This is a genomic window from Janthinobacterium sp. LS2A (assembly GCF_036543145.1).
In the GTDB taxonomy this organism is placed as follows: domain Bacteria; phylum Pseudomonadota; class Gammaproteobacteria; order Burkholderiales; family Burkholderiaceae_D; genus Janthinobacterium; species Janthinobacterium aestuarii.
This window is the reverse complement of record NZ_JAZHPB010000015.1, coordinates 71,849-93,341: the sequence shown is the minus strand read 5'-3', so window position 1 is coordinate 93,341 and position 21,493 is coordinate 71,849. Positions and strand designations below refer to the sequence as shown.

Below are 21,493 nucleotides of genomic sequence, written 5' to 3'. Positions count from 1 at the left end.
CGAACGATTGATAGGTCAGAAATCCGGCGCTGATTTGGATGGGATAGGACACGAAGCATAATCGTTTCGCAAACCCCATTTTGCGTCATGAAAATCCAGGCATCTACTGCGCCCCGTTCAGCATCGAGCAAAATGCCGCGTTCAACAATAGATTGCAAGGTTCTATTAAGGCGTTCGAGCTGGGGCACCGGACGTCCATGCATTGAAATTTTGGAAAAATTTTCAGCCGTAAGACTGCGCGATTGAGCTAACAAGTCGGTCAAGTTATGATACCGACCATTAGCTCGTAGGTATACGCCTACGACACTTTTGTTGTTGTGTTGCACGCTGAGCGCTAGGCATGCTGAACTTTAGTTGGCTCTTGGCTCAACTGGACCGTTGTTAGCCACAGCATCCTCGTTAGGGATTTGCAAAGCAAACCCCAGGATCATTGGAGTCGAATTAAACGAATTGCGGTAGGCGCGGAGGGCCTCTCTGGGTCAGAAGCGGACGCTATAATATGTCTGCTCTCAGCCCAAGTTGTGTAAAACGCAATACGGACAGCAGGCCGCCCACACTCGGCCTCTCAGAACACTCTCCAAGGCGTTTTCTCGAGGTCGGGAATGGTAAAGAGACCCCTAAAAACACGCGGATCTCGCGTTTTTACACAGCCTGGGCTGGAAGCAGACGTCCGCTTCCGCTGTATTAGGTTACGACCTTCCCCCGAGCGATAACGGCTCCGGAAGAGTAATCGCATTGTGAACGACTGAAGCTAACCTATCGACGTAACGCGTCGCGAATTTCGCGCAGTAGGATGACGTCTTCCGTAGTAGCAACAACAACTGGAGCGGGCTTACGCAGTCGATTTACCATACGAACCATCTGGAAGATGATAAATGCGAGGATGATGAAGTTCAGTAAAACCGTTAGAAAATTGCCATATGCCAAGACAGCACCTGCCTTTTTTGCTTCGGTCAAGGGCAGTCCCCATGCCTGACCGTTTAACGGGAGATAATAATTTGCGAAGTCCAGCCCTCCAAAAATCTTGCCGACTATAGGCATAATAATGTCTTGCACGAGCGAATCGACGATCCTACTGAATGCCGCTCCAATGATGACCCCAACCGCAAGGTCCATCACATTACCCTTGGTAGCAAATTCTTTAAATTCAGTCAGCATGCCCATTTTCTTCTCCCTTTGCTAAATTTCAAGAATAACTCAAGACAATTCTGAGCTGGCAGAAATCCTGCTGCTAATCCAGCGTCTAGTTGAGCACTAGCGAGGATGATACCACTGAGGAGTATGGGTCGCCACGGCAAGCACGTACACTCTCAAGCCGCAATGTTGCACACAACGAGATGGGTTCTTGAACTCAACAACGGATAGGTCCGCTTTGGGGCGGAAGCTGCCGACGACCGCAACCGGCCAATAGCGGCCGTTCAAGTTTGCGTAAGTGATAGCGCCGGTGTGGCGGTAGCCGTTAGATCAAACTGTCCTCAATGGAGCATAGTTTTCAATTCAAGCGATGTACTAATATATTCGAGGAAAAATCGATGGCACGGTTCCACGCTGCAGCGGCTTCTTTGCTCGCCATGTGTTCTTTACAGGTGGCCGCTCATGCTGAAGCTCTCTCCATCGATGCCACCGTACGCCAGAGTGTCATCGACGTGCTGCTCAAGCAGTTGAATGACTATTACGTGTTTCCAGAAGTGGCGGCAAGAATCGGTACGACTTTGCGTGCCAAGCAAAAGCGCGGCGGCTACGACAGCATCACTGATGCGGAAGTATTTGCCAACTTGCTTACCGCCGACCTCCGTGAGGCTGGTCACGATAAGCACCTGAGTGTGAAGGCCAGTGAAACACCGCGTTCTATCACAAGTTCGCCGGCGCCAGAGCAGCGGGAAGAAATGCTCAAGCAGATGCTTGCTCGTGGCTATGGCATCGCGAAGATCGAGATTCTCGCAGGTAACGTAGGCTATCTCGACGTACACAGCTTTGACCGCGTTAGTGAGGCTGCGCCGGCGATCACGGCAGCAATGATGCAGCTGGCAGACTGCGACGCTCTCATCGTCGATGCACGCAACAATGGCGGTGGGGACCCGGCTGGCGTCGCCTTTCTGAGCAGCTACCTGTTCGACCAGCGCACCCATCTTAATGATCTGTATTGGCGCGATGGCGACCGCATTGTTGAGTTCTGGACAGATATTAGCGTTCCTGGAAAGCACTACGGTCAACAAAAAGCAGTCTACGTGCTGATCGGTCCGCGTACCTTCTCTGCCGGAGAGGAGTTCAGCTACAACCTCCAGCAATTGAAGCGTGCGACGCTGGTGGGTGAGGTGACTGGCGGAGGTGCCAATCCGGGGCGAATGCGAGAACTGAGTCCATACTTCGCCGCATTCATCCCCAATGGGCGCGCCATCAATCCCATTACGAAGACTAACTGGGAAGGCGTTGGCGTCACGCCCGATATCAACGTGCCAAGTAGCCAAACACTCCTGACGGCACACAAATTGGCGCTTGAAAAATTAGCAGCGGCGAGCACCGATCCGGTGTACGCTGCGCGGTTGCGGGCAAAGTCGAGCGAGTTGACGCCATAGGAGCGGCTGCCGTACTGCGTGTAGCTGTAGTAAGCAGCGGTTTATGTATCCGAAGCGTTGCTATGGTGGCGGCCTGAGACAAGTGGTGGATTCTTGGCGCCAAGTTCCAATAGCACCGGCCGTGCGACCGCGTAAAATCGGCCAAGAGCTGCCCTACGTTTCCTGCCCCCTGATGCAGGGGGGGGAAACCGGCGCAGAGGAATTGCCGTGCAAAAGTTGGGCAGATAATATGGAGCGATAATGTGCGGTACTTTTACAGTAATGGGGCATCGATACTGCTGGATGTTGGTCCGCGAGACAGCCGCGTATCCTGCTTTGACCCGTGCACTAGTGCTCCCTCAGGTGGTCGATGTTCTTAGAATCGCAAGTGAAGATTCGGATTTTGATATCGTTATGCGAATAGACGGCACGGCCTATGTTGGGGATGGGAGCATTCATCTGGGTCCCATTCTCTGCATTGGAGATGTGGCCGTTTTAGCTCGGCCATCGAGATGGCCAACCGATGCTCTGCTGCGATTGCGGCCGAGGATCGCTCGGGTGCGCGAAGGCACGCCCTTTAAGGTTGCCGCTGAGCGAGTCGTTCAGTGGGTCACCAGTTGCGCCTTTAAAGCCGTCAGGGTCAAACCGACTGAGTGTCTCTGGGTAGGTTACGAATAGTTCGGGAGTGTCTGTTTTGGGGCGGAACCGGCCAACGACGGCAACCGGCCAAGAGCGGACCTTCAGCTATGGATGTGAAAGGGATAGATGCATGGTGGTGCAACCAAAAACTTCGCAAGAAAAAAAGCGCCTCAGCTACGAGAAAGACCGCCGCAACACGTACGGTGCAAACAGCAAGGCCTCACGCAAAAGCATCCCGTTAGCTAAAGCACGAGCGAACCGTTCAGAGCGACACACGCAGAATCACGTTCTCGCGATAGCAGTTGGTGTTGAGAACAGCGACGCCCTGGCTGCTGTTGAAAATCTTGTTCGGAGTACGGAACCTCGAGACTGGCGTAAGTTCCCGGACACTTCCCTGGGCGAAGTCTTGGACCGGAAAGCTAACAAGTAACAGTCGTCCGCAATGGTGCGGAAGCGGTCGATCATGCCCCTCTGCAGTCCCTGCAAGTTATGTCAAACTTTATTGCACGCGGAACGTATGTGAAACGGCACGCCCCATGGGCGGATCAGTGTCAAACTCTATTGTTGGTCCAACTGCGACCAGCTCTTACCTTGTTTTTGTATATCCTCGTGGCGACAGTTGCCGTGCTAGCCAGTGCCAGGTCCAGAATGTCCTTCAGCCCATTGCCATTTCGATAGAGCCTGTCAGTTGGTGTTTTGCAGTTCATTGATCTCTGCGCGCAACTTATTGATTAGATGACTTGGCGCGATAAGCGTGGCCTTTTCCCACCCAGGCAGTACCAACTCACCGTCATTCATCACCCGCTGAGCCTCATGAAAGCGCGTCAGGCCGTCGCAAAAAATTTGACCAACGTGTTTGACTGCTTGGCGTGATCAGTTGAATCTGATACCAACGACGGCCAGCGTCTTGCCATCGACCAATGCCGCCCTGGCGGCCGCACGGCGCTTTTTGCTGATACCAGGCAGCAATACCTGGATCGCGTCAAACTCGATCGCACTCATTCTCCGTTTTGGTCGTGGCATTGATTACCTCTAGAGTGTAAGCCCGGCATAGCTGTACACCTGCAGCTGTGCAAACTTTAGTAATTATGCCTTGTTCAGCCCCCATTACTCATCCATGCTGGCGAGAAATCGTGCCTACCCGCGCTTGGAATGGTGCTATCCGTGCTCGTAGATTCAAAAATGAAGCATGGCTGATTGGGACATGTGGTAACTTAGTGACTATATTAACGTCAGGAAAATGACATATGAATCTTGAAAATTTCTCTATTTCCCAACTTCGCGAACTGCAAGATCAGGTCAAGAAACAATTGAAGATAAAGGAACAGAAAGACATCAACGATGCTCGCGCGCAAATTCTGGAAATTGCACAGCGAGCAGGTGTATCGCTCAAAGACCTTGTCGGGAATAGTGCTCCTGCGAAGGTGAAGCAAACAGTTGCTGTCAAATACCGCCATCCGACTGATCCGACGCTGCAGTGGAGCGGCCGTGGCCGCCAGCCGAAATGGGTAAAAGAATGGCTCGAATCCGGTAAAAAAATTGAAGAAGCTGGCATTTGATTCTTGAGAATCAAAGCCAGCTTCCTCGATTGCAATCAGGCTAGATCATGCGGCAGGTATGGGACTGGAGGCGATGGTCTGGAACATCTCCTTGGCCATGGCGCCAGTTAGTCCAAAGCCGCGAAAATTGTAGCTGCGTTCGGTTGCTGGGCCAGGTATTGCCACAACAACATATATGCCTCTCCAAAGCAATCAGCGTCCTCGGAAAAAGACAGATGGCTATAGGCCATGGCGCACGCAATAAGACCCGCCGTCTGGGCGTTCACTTCCGCTTCGAACATGTTTTCGCAGCGCATCCGAAAGGTACCGTCGGTTTGCGGTGCCATGTAGAAACCGCCGTTCGACAACTTGTAGAAATCCCAGTATCCGCCTGCGTAGTCTTGGCTCATGCGACCGAGCATGCTGTAGACGGTGAATTCCAACAGCACGCACCGCATGCCCGCCACGTTGGGCAGACATTCCATTCTTTCGTCGACATCAGTCACCAGAACTGCTCCAATAGGACAAATGTTATTGTCATACAGCTGGGTGTTTGCATTCATTTCCATGATGGTCTCCGTTAAAAAAAGCGAAAGGAAGACCATCCGAGCCCCAGGGGATCGAGAAGAGGTCTTCCCGATCGGGGTGGTAGAAGCGCTACATATACTCTGATCCTGGCAAGGCTAGTCAGGACGTGTGGGTTTCAAGAGTTTGACCCACCGCGGTTGCTCAGGTGCGAGCAAATTCAATATCAACAATAGGACGAGCGGACGACGCTGTCAACCGGATTGATAGACGTATCGCGCCACCGGCACGGTGTGGCGCGCTGCCGTCAACGCTGCGGCTGCTGCCGGCGGCGCCGGCGCCTTCCACCAGGTGCTGCTGCTAAGTGTCATTTATCAGTTAGCAATATATTTTATGTTTAATAATTTTTCTAAATGAAATTTAATCAGCTTTTAATAACTTGCTTGAGTCAGCTCATAAGGTAAGCAGATAAAAAATATGTTGACATCTCGATTTTTGTGCTAAATTAACTTTGCGGGGTTGGTCGGTGGAAGGTTGAATACAAAATTGCGTTAATACAAAATGCGGACTCATCCATTTTGGGAATGAAAGTGTAGTTTCTACATGGCCAACTCCTCATGTTCGATGAACTTGAGGAGTTATCATGACAAACCAAAGCAAACACATCATTAATTTCGTACCATGGGTTTTAAAGCTGGGTTCGGTTAATACCGCCAGTTCACAAGATATTATTGCCTTTTCCTACCGCAACGGCCTCTGCTCTATGGGGCCTCCTCTTCGTTCTGCAGTTACTCCCTATTTCTCAACCGGCATTCTTTCGGGCAATAAAATTCCGCTCTTTCGCATTGAGTATCACTTAACCTGCGGCTCGCGTCGCTATGTCAATTTTCCCCTCGTCCCAACATCAAAGGGAAAAAAATGATCAAGCTCAATGTTAAAGATGCAGCAATCCGTGTACTAATTATCGAATCTCTGCTCGATCAAGCGGATAACGATACTGCATCCCTGTTAAGCCAAGGAATCGACTCCGAATGGGTTGAAAATTTGCGCAACTTGTCGTCACGGGATGCTTTACGTGCGTCACATTTCCAAAACGTAACTATGGAGGTAACCTTAAACGAGAAACAACTATCCCATGCTTTCGCGCAAGCAGCAGATGAACGAAGAGTTCGCCAATTGAAAGAATATTTTGTACGACATGGTGCTTCTGTTTCGATGATATGCAAAATGTTCAAGATGAGCAGTAAAGAAGCAAAGGCAGCAAAGCAACTCCTCCTTTCTGAACAACGCTTAGGCCGGCCTCCTATGCCAAGCCCTTATGAACGCGAAGATATACATGATAGCTGGGACAAAATTGTTAAAACGAATCAAAATTCTCCGATTCGAGAGCAAATTGTCCTACTTCATAAGATTTTTCCATCTCATACCCTGGCGACATTGTGGCTAGTTATTAATGAATTTGAGCCATTTGGTAATCAAGGAATGGCGACGAAAAATGATCAATCCTCTCAGCAAGGAACCAAATGGGACGGCGGCAGCTGCGTGCACAAATTAGTTAACCTTTCCAAGAGAACGACTTCGAATATTTCATAAAACTTATTCTACCCACAGGGGACTAACATGGCAGCTAATATTCAGGACCACTCTACCGCAGAGGGCCATGACGCTTCGAAAAAGCTCGTCTCAATAGCAGATATCTATTCTTCTATTCCTTCACCGTTTGCGACTACAACCGAAGTGGTATTTGAAACTGAAAATAGTTCACCATTTCCTGATGGCTATTCCATACTTAAAGAGCGCGAGGCATTGCGCGACCTTTTGGAATCAGATACACCGAACGAAAATGATCCTCGATTCAAACGACTAATACTGTATGAAGAACGACTTCTGGAATTCAACGCCATGCAGGAAGAGTACGAAAACAGGGCTGGTGCAGAAAAAATTGTCTCGACACAAGAAGCTGCACATCTTCAAAGTCTTGGATCTCTGATCAATGAAGACCAAGACACGATGCAACTACACACCAAGGAGGCGTTTCGCCTATTTATGGGTCGGGCCAAAGATCCAAATGGGCAATTCGCACAAATTGTAGGCGGGAAGCGGGTCGCGGCCGCCCTCAAATGTTTATGGCTCCTATCTGGTGCTGATAATCCGTATGCTGATTGGGCACTATTACGGCACGAAGAACTCATGCAAGACATTACCCGTCGATTGGAGCGCGAAGTAAATCGACTGCAGCAAAAACTGGAAGCGCAGCGAAGCCGAGGCCTGCAATACTCCATTTTGCGTTCAGCTGAACCAAAGGTGCTTCTGCTTGGATTTAAAAGCCCATATGGCTACGCAATCAGCGATCTCGTCGTACATTTCGACTACTACATTCGAACTGTAAAAACACTGGTACGGAAAGATCAGCTCACCGATGATCAAGGTCGGCAAAGCATCCGCGAACTAACACGTGCAATACGGGCGGCGTTCATTGAGACGGCCCGCTTTGAGCGATTTTTGATGCGTCCAGAACTTCGCGATTTATGCCGAGCCGATTTTGTTCCAAATGCATCCGGTGATGCGGCAAAACGCCAGACGGACGTGATTCAATTATTGGGCCAAATTCCCCCTGATGTATACAGCGGAAAAATTCAACCACGCCACAGTCGTAGACGACTGAATTTGGCGCCAAATGAAAAAGCCATACTGGCGCATGTCAGCTCAGAGATGGCGAAACAGGCTGGGAACGACATTGACGCTACGGCAATCGACAAATTGCTTTAAGCAGCCGCAATAAGACTGGTGATATTTTCAGGAGGCATTATGAACTGCGACAATCTTCCTTCCCAATTGGAACAATCGGCTCGGGAATCCATGGATGCGCCAGGTGCCGATTTCGCCTTCCGTCCGGTACGGCTACCGTCGTTGACAGCGATGCCGCTTAACAGCGTCGATCTCACTGCCGCAATCCCTTCGTCAACATCGACCAAAATTGCTTCCGGTTTTTCCGGTCAACATCATGTAGACCGAAAAGCCTTTAAGGGTAGGGGCGACCACCGCCGTCTGCTCAAAGCACAAGTTGCTGTTGACCAGGTCCATCATGATATGCGGCGGCTCGCTGCTGTGACCAGGTCAATTAAGGCAAAACGGTTCTATCTGGCTATCCACACTCGTGCATCCACTGGCCAGCTGTCCCTTCGGTGGAGACGCGCCGGGACCACCAATACTAGCCACATCGCATGGGACGAGCTTGAGGAGTTCCTGTCACCGCTTCCACCAGATCTTGTTCAGTGGTATCAGACGGTCAATGAAATGGCCGCCTCTCTAAACAGCCAGGAAAAACACAATCGCTCGGTTTTACGGCATTTCGAGGATCAAATCCGACGATAAAACGTAAACGAAGGCCGATGTATTTATTCCATTCAAACCCATAATAGGCAGACGCGCCGAGCCTTTTGTGGAAACACGTGGCGCCATATTTATTCGGAGGTTGTAATGCCAAACACATTTCAAGGGGTCGGTAATTTAGCTGATGCACCTTCCATTAAAAACATCATCGCGAAAAAAGGTAAACCGATGAAGGCGGCAGAAATGCGCGTGTTTTTTGATGAATACGAGAAAGCCGGCGACGGTTCTTATACGCAAAGTGGGGGAATATGGCTACCAGTAACTACATATGAGCATACGGCTGAAAACTGCGCACGGTTGCTGCGTAAAGGCACGCGCGTTAAGGTCGAAGGGCGCCTTATGCAGTTTGAAGCGCATGATGAAGCAGGCAATGCTGTCACCGCGTTCTCGGTCATAGCGAGCGCTGTTTTCTTGTCGCCTACGCGAGTTAATTCGGTCCAGTTTGCTGAGTCTCGCACTCGAAGCGCGCCAAGCACCATGGACGAATCTGCGCCATTTGACGATACCGATTTCTATGAGCAACAAGCATAGGTCTGTTCCTGATTAACCGGGACCAGCGTTCCGGCCCTTTTTTAGGAATTATCATGAAAATCATCAACGTACTGTTCGTAGGTGTACTCGCGACAATATACTCGGGCTGCGCGAATTTTGATCCCGCACTGAATGGCCTGATAAAAATCGATACCGATGTGGCCAAACCACCAGGACTGAGTGATCGTGCTGCTGGGCCAATTTATACATCGGGTGCTATTTCTTCCAAAGAAGAAGGCTGCACCGTGCTCCCTAATCAGAGAAGTAAGCTCGATGTGGATACTCTCTATGGGCGAGCGATGTCGCGCTTCGGATTTAAGTCGCCGGAGCAAATTGCGATTCATCGAAAATTAGTCGATAGAACTTATCTTGTCGATCAAGGGTACAAACACGAGAAACAAGGTGGCTCTTTCTACCATTTGGCTCAAACGGTTGCGTACGACGTGGCTGGAGGATCGCGAGCAATGTGGCTCGAATTCAAGTTTTCAAAAAATGGTACTGGCAGCGACGTTTCTGCTGAGTTTTGTGTGGATCCCACTGACCCAATAGCGTCCAGCAGCAATACACGCCAGAAAATTAGCGCTCGTATCCAGCAGATTCTCGGTGTTTAACACTGTTCCAGCGCTTTAATAAGTGAAAGGAATACCAATGGATATCCCCGGTCTGATCTTACTTTTGGTGATTTGTGGCATCGGTGCCCATTTTGTCCTGAAATGGTGGTGGCCCATCATTAAGGAGCGCAAAAACTTGACGCCGGAACAAATGATTGAGCGCGCCCTCCAAGCGCCGGCCAAGGGTGCGCAGCGAGACGCATCTAAGTTCGGCTCTCCGATCAAAACGTTAGTGATCATAGTTCTCAATGCCAATCTTTTGTATGGCTGGTTGTGGTTCAGCCACCGATCGATTTTTGTGCTCTGGCTTGGACTGGTTTACCTCACTATCGGATTCGTGGTGCAACACCTAGTCAAAGTTCCGTCTGCGAATGAATTGTCCGCCTTGACGATTTGGGAGCGCTGCTGGCTCAGAATTTTCTATGCTTGGTTTTGGCCGATCTACATCCCGTATGTTTCTCGTAGGAATTAGTCGACCAGATATTAAATCAAATGTAGAGGTAGCACATCATGCGGGAAATAGAGGCCACCTTCTTGTATCAAGACGAATGCATTTGCCTCTACCACGACGAGGCGATGAAGCTAATGAAAAATTTGCCCCGAAGCGATGCGACAACTGGGGACTAGGCCTGAGGCTCCACGAGTACAAGCTAGCCTCCAGGCGAACGCGATGTTGGAATAGGATGTCGGGGTATGCCCAACTGCTAAGATGAAGTCCTTGCAGTTGGTATATACCCCATTCAACGCCACGACCTACACCCAATCGAATATCACACGCGCTTGGCAAATCGTCCGGCGCGTCGGCCAGCTGCAGTCCCCATTGCCTGACGTCCGATTTACGCTGGCAACTACCGGGATGCCTTGACCGCCGTCCCGCTGAGCCCGTCTTTCCAGCATGCTCGTCGTGACAACCCCAGTTCGGGTGGTAAATGTCACCGCATCGCATTAACACCACGACAAATAACGTCGCCTTGGGTCATATGCTATTTTTTCGACTTCTCTTGGTAGTCCGCGTTACAACTTCTTGAGCCACGATCGACTGCTGATTCACCGGCTCGATTTTTACATCAAGGCAATTGTCCGAAGCGGCGGCGAGCAAATTTGCGAAATCTCCGCCTTGGCCTTCTTCGTCGGCAAAGACAACATCGGTCAGCGCACACAGTTCTGGCAAAAAAACTTTCGCCGCCTCGAGGTCGAGGTGAAGCCAACCTGCCACAACAAATTGCTTTTCGTCCGAGGCGTCTTCCTTCGACGTGGCAGCCACTAGGAGTTCGGCGAAGCTGCCGAAGATGCCTTTGGAGGTATCAATCTTGCTCAGGTTAACTATCTCGGTATCTATCAGGATCGGTTTGAGCTGAGCCAGCGAAATCGACTTGGGAAATTTATTCATCTCGCGCCAAAATACATAATGAACCCAAGTTAGGGACTCGTCATCAGGTACATGGGCAGCGGCGGCGATGACCTGCGCAGTATCGTACAGTTTGTCTTTTTGTGGATCTGGGGCGTGTTTACTACCTGCTTGGCTAATATTGGCGCTCTCGTTCAGCACTTTCTTCGCCTGAAATATCGCTACTTTCACTTTATGATCGCTGACGGGGACCACCAGGGCGAAATCTGCTCCGCGTTTTGATTCCGACTGCTCGCCTTGTCCATTTTTGCTGTACTCCCCCCACATCGCGGCTTTGCCACCTTCGTTGCCGATGCACTCTACTGCCCAGGCAAATTGCGCGGCCAGCCGTCCGGCAAAGTTTGCTGTCAGGCTTTCTTCAGTCAGCCCTGACATCGGACTACCCGTCATGCCATCGACCGCCAGAAGAAACATCGCTACGGTGGGCGACAGTCGTAGAGAGTCCGCTGTCAATAGCGACGCTGCCGGTACTGTGTTCAATAATGCCTTGTGACACTTTTCAAAAATCGCCTGCTGCAAATTTTTTGTTTCCACCATGCAATCCTATCTATGTATGTTTATTAGCAGCCGGACATCAGCGTGAGCCGCAACGCCATCAAATTTCCTGCTTTGGGACGAAATGTCTTTTGCTGTTTGGAATAGATGATAAACGTAAAACGCCAGTGCGGAGGGATCGATGCTCCAGCAGAATACATTGCCATGTGCAAGTGACCGGACGCTTCAGCGTCCCCTTCCGCACGGGCCCCACGCCCATGGATCCCGGTTTTCCGCCGGACTTGGTCCCTCTCCGGCCTTCGGGTTCCGTTCTATCTCTAACAACGTGCTCGTCATAATTAGTCTAGCAATCACGACTAGATTATGGAAAAGGGCGCTTGGCACCTTTTGATACACTACAAGGACAAGCAGCAGCCTGCTCCGGTAGAAGTCACATAATCTACAGAACACAACGCCTAACCCACACTATAGACAGAGGAATGCGCCATTAGAGCCACCCATTACAGCACAAGCAGCCGCAAGGCATTCCCATCGTCTTACCGCAGTATCTTTAACCCCCACTATTGGATGAACAGCCAGTGATCGTACCTGCCGGGTACATCGCCTTCATCGGCTTGCTTCCACTTCCCTTTACTTCCCTCCCATTGACCAATCTTTTTGACAGCTGTGCGCTGATTTAGCCGCTGGGAAAAAAACCCGGGACTAGACAAGCCAGACGACTGTTTTAGCCACCAGGTTCACGCTTGACGCAGGCGGCAGTGCTTGAGATTACTGCGCCGCTGGCGTCGGCCGGGCTTTATCCCATGGAAAACCCACCACAGGAAATTCACAAGTCTGTTTGGGAACATGCGGCTTGAGCTTCCACGCACAGAACGTCGTGACAGTACGTTTGAGTGGCACGCCGCCTGCGCAATCGCAAAGGTAGTCGCGTGCGACGCCGGCCAAGTAATCAAGCCGAAGGCGGACGGCTAAGAGATTTAAAGCCCATTCGTTGTAATAAGCGTATGGCCCATTTTTCAACCTTAAGGAGAGTATCCTATGTCTCAAAGATCGAAACCATCCCCGCTCGCAATTGCCTTGAAAAATGCGCCCGCCCTGTTGAATTGGTACAAGCTTTTCAAAGCAGGGACGGAGCAATTCATCACGTCTGACTTCGGCGGACAGATGCTGATTTCCGCTACGCATCATGCACATACCATCTACACATGGGACATATGGCATAAACTGGGACAAATCATTTCCGGAGGATAGCAGATAGTTATCACTTCACCGATTTCCACGAACATGGTGCAGTGATAGTAAAACCGTGATCTTGCCCCCGTATAACCAGACACAGCCAATCGTTTAGTTAGCGCCGCTTTCCTGAGCCCGGCGCGCCAGCTCCCTCCTGAACATGCGAGGCGATTTCCATTTCAGCGACGAATGCGGATGGACCTCGTTGAAGTGCATAAAGGCGTCTGGCAGTTGAGCCAGAACGATTTCTGCGCTGCTGCGGTCCATCAAGTTCACGTAGTCCCGTTTAAACGTGTTCACGAAGCTCTCGGCCATGCCGTTCGACTGCGGGCTGCATACCGGTGTATGCACCGGTTCAATCCCAAGTGCGCGCACCAGCGCGTGCGTTTCATGGGCTCGATAGGCACCGCCGTTGTCGCTCAAGAATTCCAGCCGGGTCGAGCCGACGCTGGCCTGGCCGAATCTTGTCTCGACCGCTTCCACCAGCATGTCGCGCACGGGCTCGCCAGGCAGGCCACGTTCGGCCCACGCACGCCAGGCAATGATTTCTCGGTCACAGCAATCCTTCATGAACACACCGGTCACCACTTCGCCGTTGTCGCAGGCGATCTCGAAGCCGTCCGAGCACCAGCGCTGATTGGGTTCGTCCACCGCCACCGCGCCATTGTGCACGCGGCTGCTCACTGGGCGTTTCGGCGCCTTGGGTAGCAGCAGACTGTTCGCCTTCATCACGCGATAAAACCGCTTGTGATTGATTGCTGGCAAGCCCATCAAGGCGCGCGTGCGGTTGACCAGAGCGCCAGCCCGGCGGTAGCCATAGGTCGGCAGCGCTGTAATCTCGGCGCGCACGGCGTCGACCAGGATGGCGTCGGTAGGTTGGTGGAACGTCTGAGTGGTACGCCCGTCGATCCAGTCCGCGGGACGAACCAGCAGCTGGGCTACGTGTGAGCGCGCTACGCCAAGGGCAGAGCAGACCGGCTTCACTGGTCGTCCTTGCCCGACAAGGGCGAGCGCGCAATCCACTTTTTTTCGCGAGCGAACTCGACGGCCTCCTTCAGGATTTCCGCCTCCATCGTCTTCTTGCCGAGCATGCGCTGCAACTGGGCTATCTGCGCGCGTGCAGCGGCCAGTTCGCTCGCCGGTACCACCGATTCGCCAGCAGTGACCGCCGTTAGCGCGCCTTCCCGTTCGAGCTTACGCCAGTTGAACAACTGGCTTGCACCGACGCCGTGCTTGCGAGCGACCAGCGACACGTTCATGCCTGGCTCGTAAGTCTCGCGCACCAGCGCCGCTTTTTCCTCGGCAGACCAGCGCCTGCGGCGCTCCTGGCTCACCGTCACCACCTCGATTGTTTGCTTGTTCCTAGTCATATGCACAGTCCTATTCCTATCCGTAAGAATAACGCATAGGCTGTGTCTGGTGAATCAAGGGGCTATTTCAACCGGAAGGGGCGAGAGAACGAGGCGTAGTAAACGCTATCCCACTATCCTTGGCTGTTCGACATAGTCTCCCTTTTATCAATTTACGTGGTGTATTCCCTGGCCGGCCGCGCCATCATCCAGGACAAGGGCGACAAGCTGCTGATGCTCCAGACCGACCGGATGGCGATAGAAACGGCGCTGCGCCTCGCACACGCCAAATTTGGCGATGTTTTGACGGTGTCGGCGCCGAAGGATTTCCAAGAGCGCACGGCGTGCATCGCGGCCGAGGCTGGCGTTCAAATTACGTTCCAGAACCGCAAACTGGAGGAAATCCGGCAGCGCCAAGCCTCCGAGCTGGCGTCCGAGCGCACCAAGCGGGCCGAGCAACGTGAACTGGGCGGCAAATTCATCGACCAGCAACGGCGTCCGGCGCCGGCCGCGCCCGAAGTGCCGAAGAATATCGCTCCGTCTGAGCCAGTTCCCAGCATTAAAGATAAAGACAAGGGCCGGAGCGCTAACCATGCCGTCTGGGTGCCATGCGGCGGATCTGCAGGCCTGACGCCAGCTTAAACCTTCGCCCGGTCGACCAGCCGGCCGAGTGCTGTGTTGTCCTTATCGAAAACACAAATACAACCTTATTGAGACAAAAAAACATCTCGCTCAAGTGGCCCGTTTGGGTGTACCAGTACGATACAATTCATGTTGGCAATATCAGTTAACGGCTAAGATCAGCCATCGCCGTTAGACTGTTTTTAGGCTCCATAAGCGCTGGCCGTCTGTAAAGTACATGCCTAGGCATTGCGCCGAAACAATAGTTCTTTCCAATCAAGGTCAAATCGATGACGGAATCTAATGAGAGCGGTGAGCTGAGCGCCGAACAGCAAGACACCACCAACTTGCTGGAACGCTTACTCGGCCGCGCGATTTCGGATCGCTACGTCGACTTTTGCCGTTTGGCATCTGGAGCTTTCAAGCTGCGCGTCGCACGGCCGCTCGCCGCCCATGCATTGCGTGAGCTCGATGGAATACTGACGCGGTCGCTAATCGCGTCACTGGAGATACGTCCCATAGAAGAGTCAATCGATCCCCAGCACATCAAAGCAAGGGAAGAACTGTCAAGACTCGGATTCGACGACGCCGCAATCAACAAAGCGGTTGACGCACTTAAGCCTCGGACCAGCAAGGCGAATCAAATTCGTCAAATCACCGCACGTCTTGGACTCGCACCTGACGGTGATGTTGCTAAGGCTTGGATTTCGCTGTCTAAGACAGCTGGCAGAGCGCATGAGCACTCATTCCACGAGTCATTGTCGGTCGACGAAAAATTTTGGAAGAAATCCCAGCAGCCATTCGAGATGGTGATTCGCGCCGTCGCTTTATCACTGCAAAGGTGCTACAGCGTGCTTATGCGACGGGTCGAAGAACTTGCGGCGATGTCCGACAAAGAACAAGCGGCCGATTTATTCAGGGCAGAAGTGCCCGGTGCAATGCCGCTGCAATGGCATTTTTTCCAGAGATTGCAAACCCCAGATTGGTTGCCTCTTCTGGTCAAGCTGAAACTCATCGGCCCACCGCTGCCTGGGCTCACGGGTACAGGTATCAACGCCGGACGGTATGGAGAATGGCCAGCGGGAAGCTATCTGCGGCGCATGGCTGAGTCTGAGGACTCAACTGTAAGAGGCCTAGTTGCCATGGCAGTCAGAAATGTCGCCTCCTCAAAACATCCCGATGTCAGGCGTAGCGGCATGGACATCATCGCAGCCTTTCCGGCAGCCGAAGCCGCGTGTCTCGCGGAGGTCGCGGTCGGATGGCTTGACCGCGATGCCAATTTCATTACACTTCATCCGGCTGCGCAATTGGTCAAGCGACTTTCAAATGGGGGCGAGCGCGCCGCAGCGTTAGCGGTTGCCGCCCGCCTCCTGCAGGTGTTCGACGACGACGGCAACATTACAAGCCTTTACGAACAACACATGTATGAGCACAGCTTGCAACAGTTGGCGCCCATGCTGACAACAGCATTTGGCCTGGGAGCCTTAGAACTGCTCAGCGATCTCCTGAACCAAGCGGTGGCCAGTCGCAAAGCTGGCCATAATCCGGAGTTCGACCCTACGTCATACGACCAAGGAGCGATTACGGATGACTCGAACGCTAACTACAGCGTCTACGACGCATTGAAGTGCCAAGTTCGACTTTCTGCCGAGCAGGTCATCCACGACGATACATTGCAGATGTCAGCTGTCCTAGACGTGCTTGGCAAACATACGCCGAAGTTCTTTCGCCGCTTGGAAATGTTCTTGCTTTCGCACCACCCGGCCGCTGCGTCCGAGCGCGCAAGGTCACTGCTCTTAGATGCCGAGCTTCTCGAAGCGTCATGGTGCACGCACGAGTACTCGCGCCTTGCGCTTGCTTGGTTTCCATCACTGACGCTCTCGGATCAGCAGACTGTCCTCCGACAAGCAGATGCCATTTCAGGGCGTTATATGGACGACTGGAAGGCGCGCGTTGAAGAGCGCAAGAAGCGGCCACCGAATGCTGAAGAGGTGCGTGCCTTCTCGGCCCACGTATTGCGCGATGCACGTTGGTATTGGCGGGCTGCACTGCCGGCAGATCGACAGGGCGTGGTCGATGCAATTGTCGCCGAATTTGGCGATCCTGAGGCTTGGCGGAAAGTATACTGTACTGGGCAGGAAGATAGTCCGCTGGCAACCGCAGATTTTGCGGGGCACTCCATCGCTGAGATCGTCGTAATCCTGCGTACCTGGCAGCCCAGCGAGGAGCCACGGCGTCAGACTATCACGGCTCTTGCTCAGAAACTAATGAGCGCCGCAGCCCAAAAACCGGTGGAGTATGCGCAAGAGGCCATGCAGTTTGCCGACCTTCCTGTCGTCTACGTGCATCGATTGCTTGATGGGTTGACCGATGCGACCAGAAATCAGCGCGACTTCCCTTGGACCTCAGTTCTACAGCTGCTCGGTCTAACTTTTACCCGCCTGAACGAGCCAATCTCTTCGGCCTCGATTGCAGAAGGCGAGGACCCGAAATGGCATTGGGCCTGCGCAGCCGGGTGCGAACTCCTGAAGGCAGGGTTGCGGCGTGGCGCCGCTGGGATTGGTTTTGAACACAAGGCAGAAGTTCAAAATCTGCTCTTAATGCTTCAGCGTCACGCACCTCAGGCGCCTGAGTTTGAAGACTTCGAGGAGCGATTTGAGAGGGATCCGTACTTCGCATCCGAAACAACCTTGCGGGGATCTGCCGTTGAACTTTGCATACTGTTGATCTTTTGGCTGAGCAAGGAAGCAGGGTCGACGCATGCGAACACACCGCGCGAAACCCTCGCGCGGACGCCGACGGTCATGGCTGCATTGGAGACTGAACTTGGGGATTGCTCACCAAACGGTCGCATTCCGCGGTCGATCCTTGGGCGTTATCTAAATTGGCTGTTTTATTTTGGGGAGAGCTGGCTCACCGAAAATATAGCATCGCTGTTTGTACGATCCAATGAACAACTGCGGCGCGCTGCATGGCTTAGCCACCTTCTTCACGACAGTGGGCCACTTGGTCCAAAGCTTGACGATCTGCGAATCGACTATGTGAATGAGATAGGACTCGAAGCTGACACGGCCAACGATCGCAAAGAATACCGCCAGAATCGTCTTGGCGACTATCTGGTTGCTCTCTATCTGAACGAATATCTCGATCTTCAATCGGGCGGGTTGCTTGACTCCTTCCTGACAAGGGCACCCGGGAAGGTTCGCCAACATATCATGTGGTCGCTAGGTACGAACTTGCAAAAACCTACCACTGATTTCCCGGAATTGCAGCGGACGCGAGCGTTGGCCTTTTGGGACAGTCGACTTGCCGCTGGCGAGGTCGCAACCGTGCGTGCCGAATTTAAGGAAGAGCTCGGTTCAATCGGGCAGTGGTGCGAGAACCATCAAATCGAACCCAGTTGGCTCTTTGACCGACTACTCAGGATGTTTCGCTCAGGGTTCGTCCCGGCGCCTGCTGACAACGTTGTGGAGTGGCTGGGCAATGTTCGGGAAACACATGTGGATCGCGCTGTTGAGGTCCTAGAACAGCTGCTTACGAGCCCGAACGGTGATCGATGGGTCACCGTAGGACAAAATCAATCAATTCGAGCGCTCTTGACGGCCGGTCAATCACGTGGCACAACCGCAACAGTCAAACGTGTGGTGGAACTCGTGAGTTTCCTGGCCTCGAGCGGGCAACCCGAATATTTGGACTTGGTCCGCCCGGCCCAATCCTGCAGCTAACGTGAGCATGAGCACCTATTTATTTGCAATTATCCGGCTTGCTCGAAGCCTTTGCTTCCTGATACCAGGAGTGGAACATCTGCACCGAGATATTGGAGAAAACCGATCCAGCACTTGGACGCGACATCCCTCTCAACGTCTTTGCCGGCCGCATCGAGGGCACTGGCAGGGTAACCTTAAGCACGCTACACAGCGTCAAGGGGCGCGAATTCGACGCCGTCATCACGTTTGGCGTGAATAACGGAGACTTCCCCAATTGGCACGACAATAAAAATGCCGTGGCAACTCGCGAAGCGCGTCGTCTGTTTTATGTCGGTGTTACGCGACCGAGAAAAGAGCTTTGCCTAGTGTACGAAGAGGGAAATCACTCACCATGGGTTGCTGAATTGCACAAACGAAGCATGCAGAACTGAAGGTAAGCTAGAGGCTCGCATGTGTCTATTCATTCCCAAGAAGAACCCGATGCCATCGCGTTGTCGCCGAACACCAGGTCAAGGCAAGCTTTGGGATGGAAAATGCCGCTGGCTGTTTATACCAAACACATAAAACGACTGCAATTACAACCCGATTCCATCCACTAAAGATCGCTGATGGCCTAAATGCCAAGGCTATTTCGCGACATCTGGCGGCGCTGTTACACCGCTCATTCGTGGAACACAGCTCGCATGCTCAGCTGGGAAACACCGATGCCGTGCATATTCGCGACGGTGGCCTCCGACCGACTGTTGGCAAACATCTGCGTGCGCAGGGTCATTGCCAGCATCACATCGGCAAAGATGGTGCTAGATCCCCATAGCCGTCGCGGATCGGTATGCTGGTTCACCCAGGCGCTTTCCTCAAGCGCTACTGCGTGTTCATCGCTTGCCCGCTCCTCGAATGCGCGGGCAAGGCTGAAATTGGTAAACGGCTGGTTGATCACCTCCTTGTCGAGCAACGGGAAATGCGCCTGGACTGGCAGGATCACAAGCTTGTTGTCGATATAGTCCTGCGCTTCACCAGCGACCGAATTCCCCAGTAGTTTCTCCATTTCTCGGAGAATATAGACGTCATTAGCGGATATATAGACAATATTTAGGCGGACATGCGCCACCAGTTCTGCGTGTACATTCAGCAGACGTTCGAAGGTCGGTTCCGACGTACACAAACGATACCGGGACAGGACCTCACCGACACATCCGCTGCGGACCGCCCTGATCAATGCTTGAAAGCTTACAACTCCCACGACACCAGGCGTGGCGCACGTATCCTCTTCCGGATGACGGTAGTCGGGATAATTGTCGCCGAGGGACCAGCGCATTGTGCAAAACCAGTCGACAGAGATCTCGGGCGCGGGCGGGGCATCGCTCCTGTCGGCGAAATACCACCACCGCATAAGCAGCAAGGAAGACATAGAGCGCCACGTGTCGAGCCTGCGCCTGTGTGCGTGCTCACTTTTAATATGCTCTGAAAGCCGCGATGAATCGGAAGCATCCTCTCCGTAATAATGAAGATATATGCCTCGCAACGTGTACTCCACGTCGCTTGTGCTCAAAACGAACGGCCCTGCGGCATGGCGTACTGACCAGAAAACGAGCTCTTGTTGCACCCTCTGGTTTGACACGTTGAGCATGACGAACAAGGCCAAAGCAGCCTTGTCGTCGAAACTGCCATCGAGCTGGTCCAGGTTGCAGGCGATTGCGCCGGCCCACGCGTGGGCATCTTGAGGCACCACGGCTGGCGCCAGGTATCCAGCCGTCCGCACCGCCCTGAGATAGAGCAGTAGTTCTTCCGCTCCGATTCTGTTCCACCCACCGCTCATAGGTCCGCGCCTCTGCAAATGCTGCGACGCCCAAATTGGCGCCGCCCATGGGAACGAAACCAGGCGAATTGCGTTAGCCGGCGATGGGACGCCGGCTGTGAGCGGCATCAACACTGAACTATCCAGTACGTTTGCAAGATTGCCGGCGTTGACTGTTGCCGCGTTCCCGTTCAGCCTAGTGGCTTCTTGGACTAGTGCTGACCACAGCTGGCGAGCCGATTCAGTATGGCCTGTGAGGCGCGTGATGGCATTGAGTACCTCGTCATCGTGGATCGGCGTATTGCCCTCGAATTGGAAAGAACTCCATTTCAAGGCCCTCAAAAAATCCCATAGGAATTCGGCTGGCTTGCCGGTGTCACGTGGCTGGACAACGCGGGCAATAATGTCGAGGATTTCCTGATCTTGTTTCGTCGTGCATTTCTTCGCGAAATCGAATGCGTCGCTGGCGTCCTTCGCGACCTGGATTAGCCTGCGCGCTATCTTCATATTCAAAGTGGTCGTATCGGCATCGTAGATCAGGGCAAGAAAATCTGTGCCATGCCGGTACGCAAAGTTGGCATCGGCCAAGCCGGCCGTGTAGTCGCCCCAAGCGTTCAGCAATGTACTTTTGAATTCCCGATTACTTTCGCTCACCCCGATGTTGATTTTGCACTGCACAAATACACGGATGGTGGTGTTGCCACGTACATACGAACAAATCAAGTCGTCCGTCTTGACTCCTTCGTAGCGAGCCTGGAACTGCAGTCGCGTCAGTTTCCCAAGCCTCGACTCTGTGCCTTCGATCAGTTTCAGAAGATAGTAGGCTTGAACCTTGTGTTCGAACGCATAACCTACGCCTGCAGTGGATAAAGGGCTGGGTACGTACGCGCGCTCTGGGTATGCATTCATTAAAAATTCGCAGGTCTGTGATCCCGAGACATGCTGCGCCTATAAAAAGGAGACGTAATGCGGTCTTGGTTGTTATTGTCGAATGTCACGCATCATACTCTGTCTCTAAGGAAGTACTGATCAATTCGCTTTTAGGTGTACGCGATCAGTTGATCCGTTTTGAGTGTTGATAATGTTGGAGTGC

At 52.7% G+C, this 21,493-nt stretch carries 18 protein-coding genes; 12 read left to right on the top strand and 6 right to left on the bottom strand.

Going from position 1 to position 21,493, the window contains the following annotated elements:
• Window positions 1-756: 756 nt before the first annotated feature.
• Window positions 757-1,164: a large conductance mechanosensitive channel protein MscL gene (gene mscL / locus V3C40_RS27780; protein WP_056339092.1), complete on the bottom strand. Its 408-nt coding sequence runs from the start codon at window positions 1,162-1,164 to the stop codon at window positions 757-759.
• A 368-nt stretch (window positions 1,165-1,532) separates the two neighbouring features.
• Here mscL and V3C40_RS27775 point away from each other — a divergent pair, with 368 nt between their 5' ends.
• The gene (locus tag V3C40_RS27775; RefSeq protein WP_331779109.1) at window positions 1,533-2,576 is read left to right on the top strand and encodes a S41 family peptidase; all 1,044 of its coding nucleotides are present in this window, start codon (window positions 1,533-1,535) and stop codon (window positions 2,574-2,576) included.
• 1,491 nt (window positions 2,577-4,067) lie between these two features.
• Here the strand turns inward: V3C40_RS27775 and V3C40_RS27770 are convergent.
• Entirely contained in the window at window positions 4,068-4,196 is a 129-nt protein-coding gene (locus tag V3C40_RS27770) for a hypothetical protein (protein ID WP_331779108.1), read from the bottom strand.
• Window positions 4,197-4,441: 245 nt separating this feature from the next.
• Between V3C40_RS27770 and V3C40_RS27765 the strand changes: the two genes are divergently transcribed.
• Complete coding sequence (locus V3C40_RS27765) at window positions 4,442-4,753, top strand: H-NS histone family protein (RefSeq protein ID WP_331779107.1); 312 nt, start codon at window positions 4,442-4,444, stop codon at window positions 4,751-4,753.
• 107 nt (window positions 4,754-4,860) lie between these two features.
• Here the strand turns inward: V3C40_RS27765 and V3C40_RS27760 are convergent, their stop codons facing one another.
• Window positions 4,861-5,301: an antirestriction protein gene (locus tag V3C40_RS27760; protein WP_331779106.1), complete on the bottom strand. Its 441-nt coding sequence runs from the start codon at window positions 5,299-5,301 to the stop codon at window positions 4,861-4,863.
• A 599-nt stretch (window positions 5,302-5,900) separates the two neighbouring features.
• Between V3C40_RS27760 and V3C40_RS27755 the strand changes: the two genes are divergently transcribed.
• The 7 genes from V3C40_RS27755 to V3C40_RS27725 all read left to right on the top strand — a co-directional run bounded on the left by V3C40_RS27755 (window position 5,901) and on the right by V3C40_RS27725 (window position 10,264).
• A complete protein-coding gene (locus V3C40_RS27755; RefSeq protein ID WP_331779105.1) occupies window positions 5,901-6,179 on the top strand; it encodes a hypothetical protein in 279 nt (92 codons plus the stop codon).
• Window positions 6,176-6,850 (top strand): STY4526/YPO1902 family pathogenicity island replication protein, encoded by a 675-nt coding sequence (locus tag V3C40_RS27750; RefSeq protein WP_331779104.1) that lies wholly within the window; start codon window positions 6,176-6,178, stop codon window positions 6,848-6,850. Before V3C40_RS27755 ends, V3C40_RS27750 begins: the two co-directional genes overlap by 4 nt.
• A 27-nt stretch (window positions 6,851-6,877) precedes the next feature.
• Window positions 6,878-8,026 (top strand): PFL_4669 family integrating conjugative element protein, encoded by a 1,149-nt coding sequence (locus V3C40_RS27745; RefSeq protein WP_331779103.1) that lies wholly within the window; start codon window positions 6,878-6,880, stop codon window positions 8,024-8,026.
• Window positions 8,027-8,065: 39 nt separating this feature from the next.
• Complete coding sequence (locus V3C40_RS27740) at window positions 8,066-8,632, top strand: hypothetical protein (protein ID WP_331779102.1); 567 nt, start codon at window positions 8,066-8,068, stop codon at window positions 8,630-8,632.
• A 105-nt stretch (window positions 8,633-8,737) separates the two neighbouring features.
• Complete coding sequence (locus tag V3C40_RS27735; RefSeq protein ID WP_099411097.1) at window positions 8,738-9,181, top strand: single-stranded DNA-binding protein; 444 nt, start codon at window positions 8,738-8,740, stop codon at window positions 9,179-9,181.
• A gap of 53 nt (window positions 9,182-9,234) precedes the next feature.
• Window positions 9,235-9,792: a hypothetical protein gene (locus V3C40_RS27730; protein ID WP_331779101.1), complete on the top strand. Its 558-nt coding sequence runs from the start codon at window positions 9,235-9,237 to the stop codon at window positions 9,790-9,792.
• Window positions 9,793-9,829: 37 nt separating this feature from the next.
• Window positions 9,830-10,264, top strand: coding sequence for a hypothetical protein (locus V3C40_RS27725; RefSeq protein ID WP_331779100.1), 435 nt, complete (start codon window positions 9,830-9,832; stop codon window positions 10,262-10,264).
• A 504-nt stretch (window positions 10,265-10,768) separates the two neighbouring features.
• On the opposite strand, the gene V3C40_RS27720 is transcribed toward V3C40_RS27725, so the two are convergent.
• Window positions 10,769-11,737, bottom strand: a complete 969-nt coding sequence (locus V3C40_RS27720) for a hypothetical protein (RefSeq protein WP_331779099.1) — start codon at window positions 11,735-11,737, stop codon at window positions 10,769-10,771.
• Window positions 11,738-13,039: 1,302 nt separating this feature from the next.
• Window positions 13,040-14,298, bottom strand: a protein-coding gene (locus V3C40_RS27715; RefSeq protein WP_442907321.1) for an IS3 family transposase whose coding sequence is annotated in 2 segments (ribosomal slippage) — window positions 13,040-13,950 and window positions 13,950-14,298 — 1,260 coding nt in all. Because the reading frame shifts where the segments join, the coding sequence is not laid out codon by codon here.
• Window positions 14,299-14,454: 156 nt separating this feature from the next.
• Between V3C40_RS27715 and V3C40_RS27710 the strand changes: the two genes are divergently transcribed.
• From V3C40_RS27710 to V3C40_RS27700, 3 genes are all read left to right on the top strand, one after another.
• Window positions 14,455-14,919, top strand: a complete 465-nt coding sequence (locus tag V3C40_RS27710; protein WP_331779098.1) for an LPD7 domain-containing protein — start codon at window positions 14,455-14,457, stop codon at window positions 14,917-14,919.
• Window positions 14,920-15,188: 269 nt separating this feature from the next.
• Window positions 15,189-18,623 carry a hypothetical protein gene (locus V3C40_RS27705; protein WP_331779097.1) on the top strand — a complete coding sequence of 1,145 codons (3,435 nt, stop codon included), beginning with the start codon at window positions 15,189-15,191 and terminating at the stop codon, window positions 18,621-18,623.
• 92 nt (window positions 18,624-18,715) lie between these two features.
• The gene (locus V3C40_RS27700) at window positions 18,716-19,036 is read left to right on the top strand and encodes a 3'-5' exonuclease (RefSeq protein ID WP_331779096.1); all 321 of its coding nucleotides are present in this window, start codon (window positions 18,716-18,718) and stop codon (window positions 19,034-19,036) included.
• A gap of 230 nt (window positions 19,037-19,266) precedes the next feature.
• On the opposite strand, the gene V3C40_RS27695 is transcribed toward V3C40_RS27700, so the two are convergent.
• The gene (locus V3C40_RS27695) at window positions 19,267-21,309 is read right to left on the bottom strand and encodes a hypothetical protein (RefSeq protein ID WP_331779095.1); all 2,043 of its coding nucleotides are present in this window, start codon (window positions 21,307-21,309) and stop codon (window positions 19,267-19,269) included.
• Between the last annotated feature and the right edge of the window lie 184 nt (window positions 21,310-21,493).

Excerpts from the sequence above, each read along its gene's own strand:
- V3C40_RS27695 (WP_331779095.1), bottom strand. The coding sequence starts at position 21,309 with ATGAATGCATACCCAGAGCGCGCGTACGTACCCAGCCCTTTATCCACT.
- V3C40_RS27725 (WP_331779100.1), top strand. The coding sequence starts at position 9,830 with ATGGATATCCCCGGTCTGATCTTACTTTTGGTGATTTGTGGCATCGGT.
- V3C40_RS27730 (WP_331779101.1), top strand. The coding sequence starts at position 9,235 with ATGAAAATCATCAACGTACTGTTCGTAGGTGTACTCGCGACAATATAC.
- V3C40_RS27760 (WP_331779106.1), bottom strand. The coding sequence starts at position 5,301 with ATGGAAATGAATGCAAACACCCAGCTGTATGACAATAACATTTGTCCT.
- V3C40_RS27740 (WP_331779102.1), top strand. The coding sequence starts at position 8,066 with ATGAACTGCGACAATCTTCCTTCCCAATTGGAACAATCGGCTCGGGAA.
- V3C40_RS27770 (WP_331779108.1), bottom strand. The coding sequence starts at position 4,196 with ATGAGTGCGATCGAGTTTGACGCGATCCAGGTATTGCTGCCTGGTATC.
- V3C40_RS27735 (WP_099411097.1), top strand. The coding sequence starts at position 8,738 with ATGCCAAACACATTTCAAGGGGTCGGTAATTTAGCTGATGCACCTTCC.
- V3C40_RS27765 (WP_331779107.1), top strand. The coding sequence starts at position 4,442 with ATGAATCTTGAAAATTTCTCTATTTCCCAACTTCGCGAACTGCAAGAT.
- V3C40_RS27705 (WP_331779097.1), top strand. The coding sequence starts at position 15,189 with ATGACGGAATCTAATGAGAGCGGTGAGCTGAGCGCCGAACAGCAAGAC.
- mscL (WP_056339092.1), bottom strand. The coding sequence starts at position 1,164 with ATGGGCATGCTGACTGAATTTAAAGAATTTGCTACCAAGGGTAATGTG.
- V3C40_RS27775 (WP_331779109.1), top strand. The coding sequence starts at position 1,533 with ATGGCACGGTTCCACGCTGCAGCGGCTTCTTTGCTCGCCATGTGTTCT.
- V3C40_RS27755 (WP_331779105.1), top strand. The coding sequence starts at position 5,901 with ATGACAAACCAAAGCAAACACATCATTAATTTCGTACCATGGGTTTTA.
- V3C40_RS27750 (WP_331779104.1), top strand. The coding sequence starts at position 6,176 with ATGATCAAGCTCAATGTTAAAGATGCAGCAATCCGTGTACTAATTATC.
- V3C40_RS27745 (WP_331779103.1), top strand. The coding sequence starts at position 6,878 with ATGGCAGCTAATATTCAGGACCACTCTACCGCAGAGGGCCATGACGCT.
- V3C40_RS27720 (WP_331779099.1), bottom strand. The coding sequence starts at position 11,737 with ATGGTGGAAACAAAAAATTTGCAGCAGGCGATTTTTGAAAAGTGTCAC.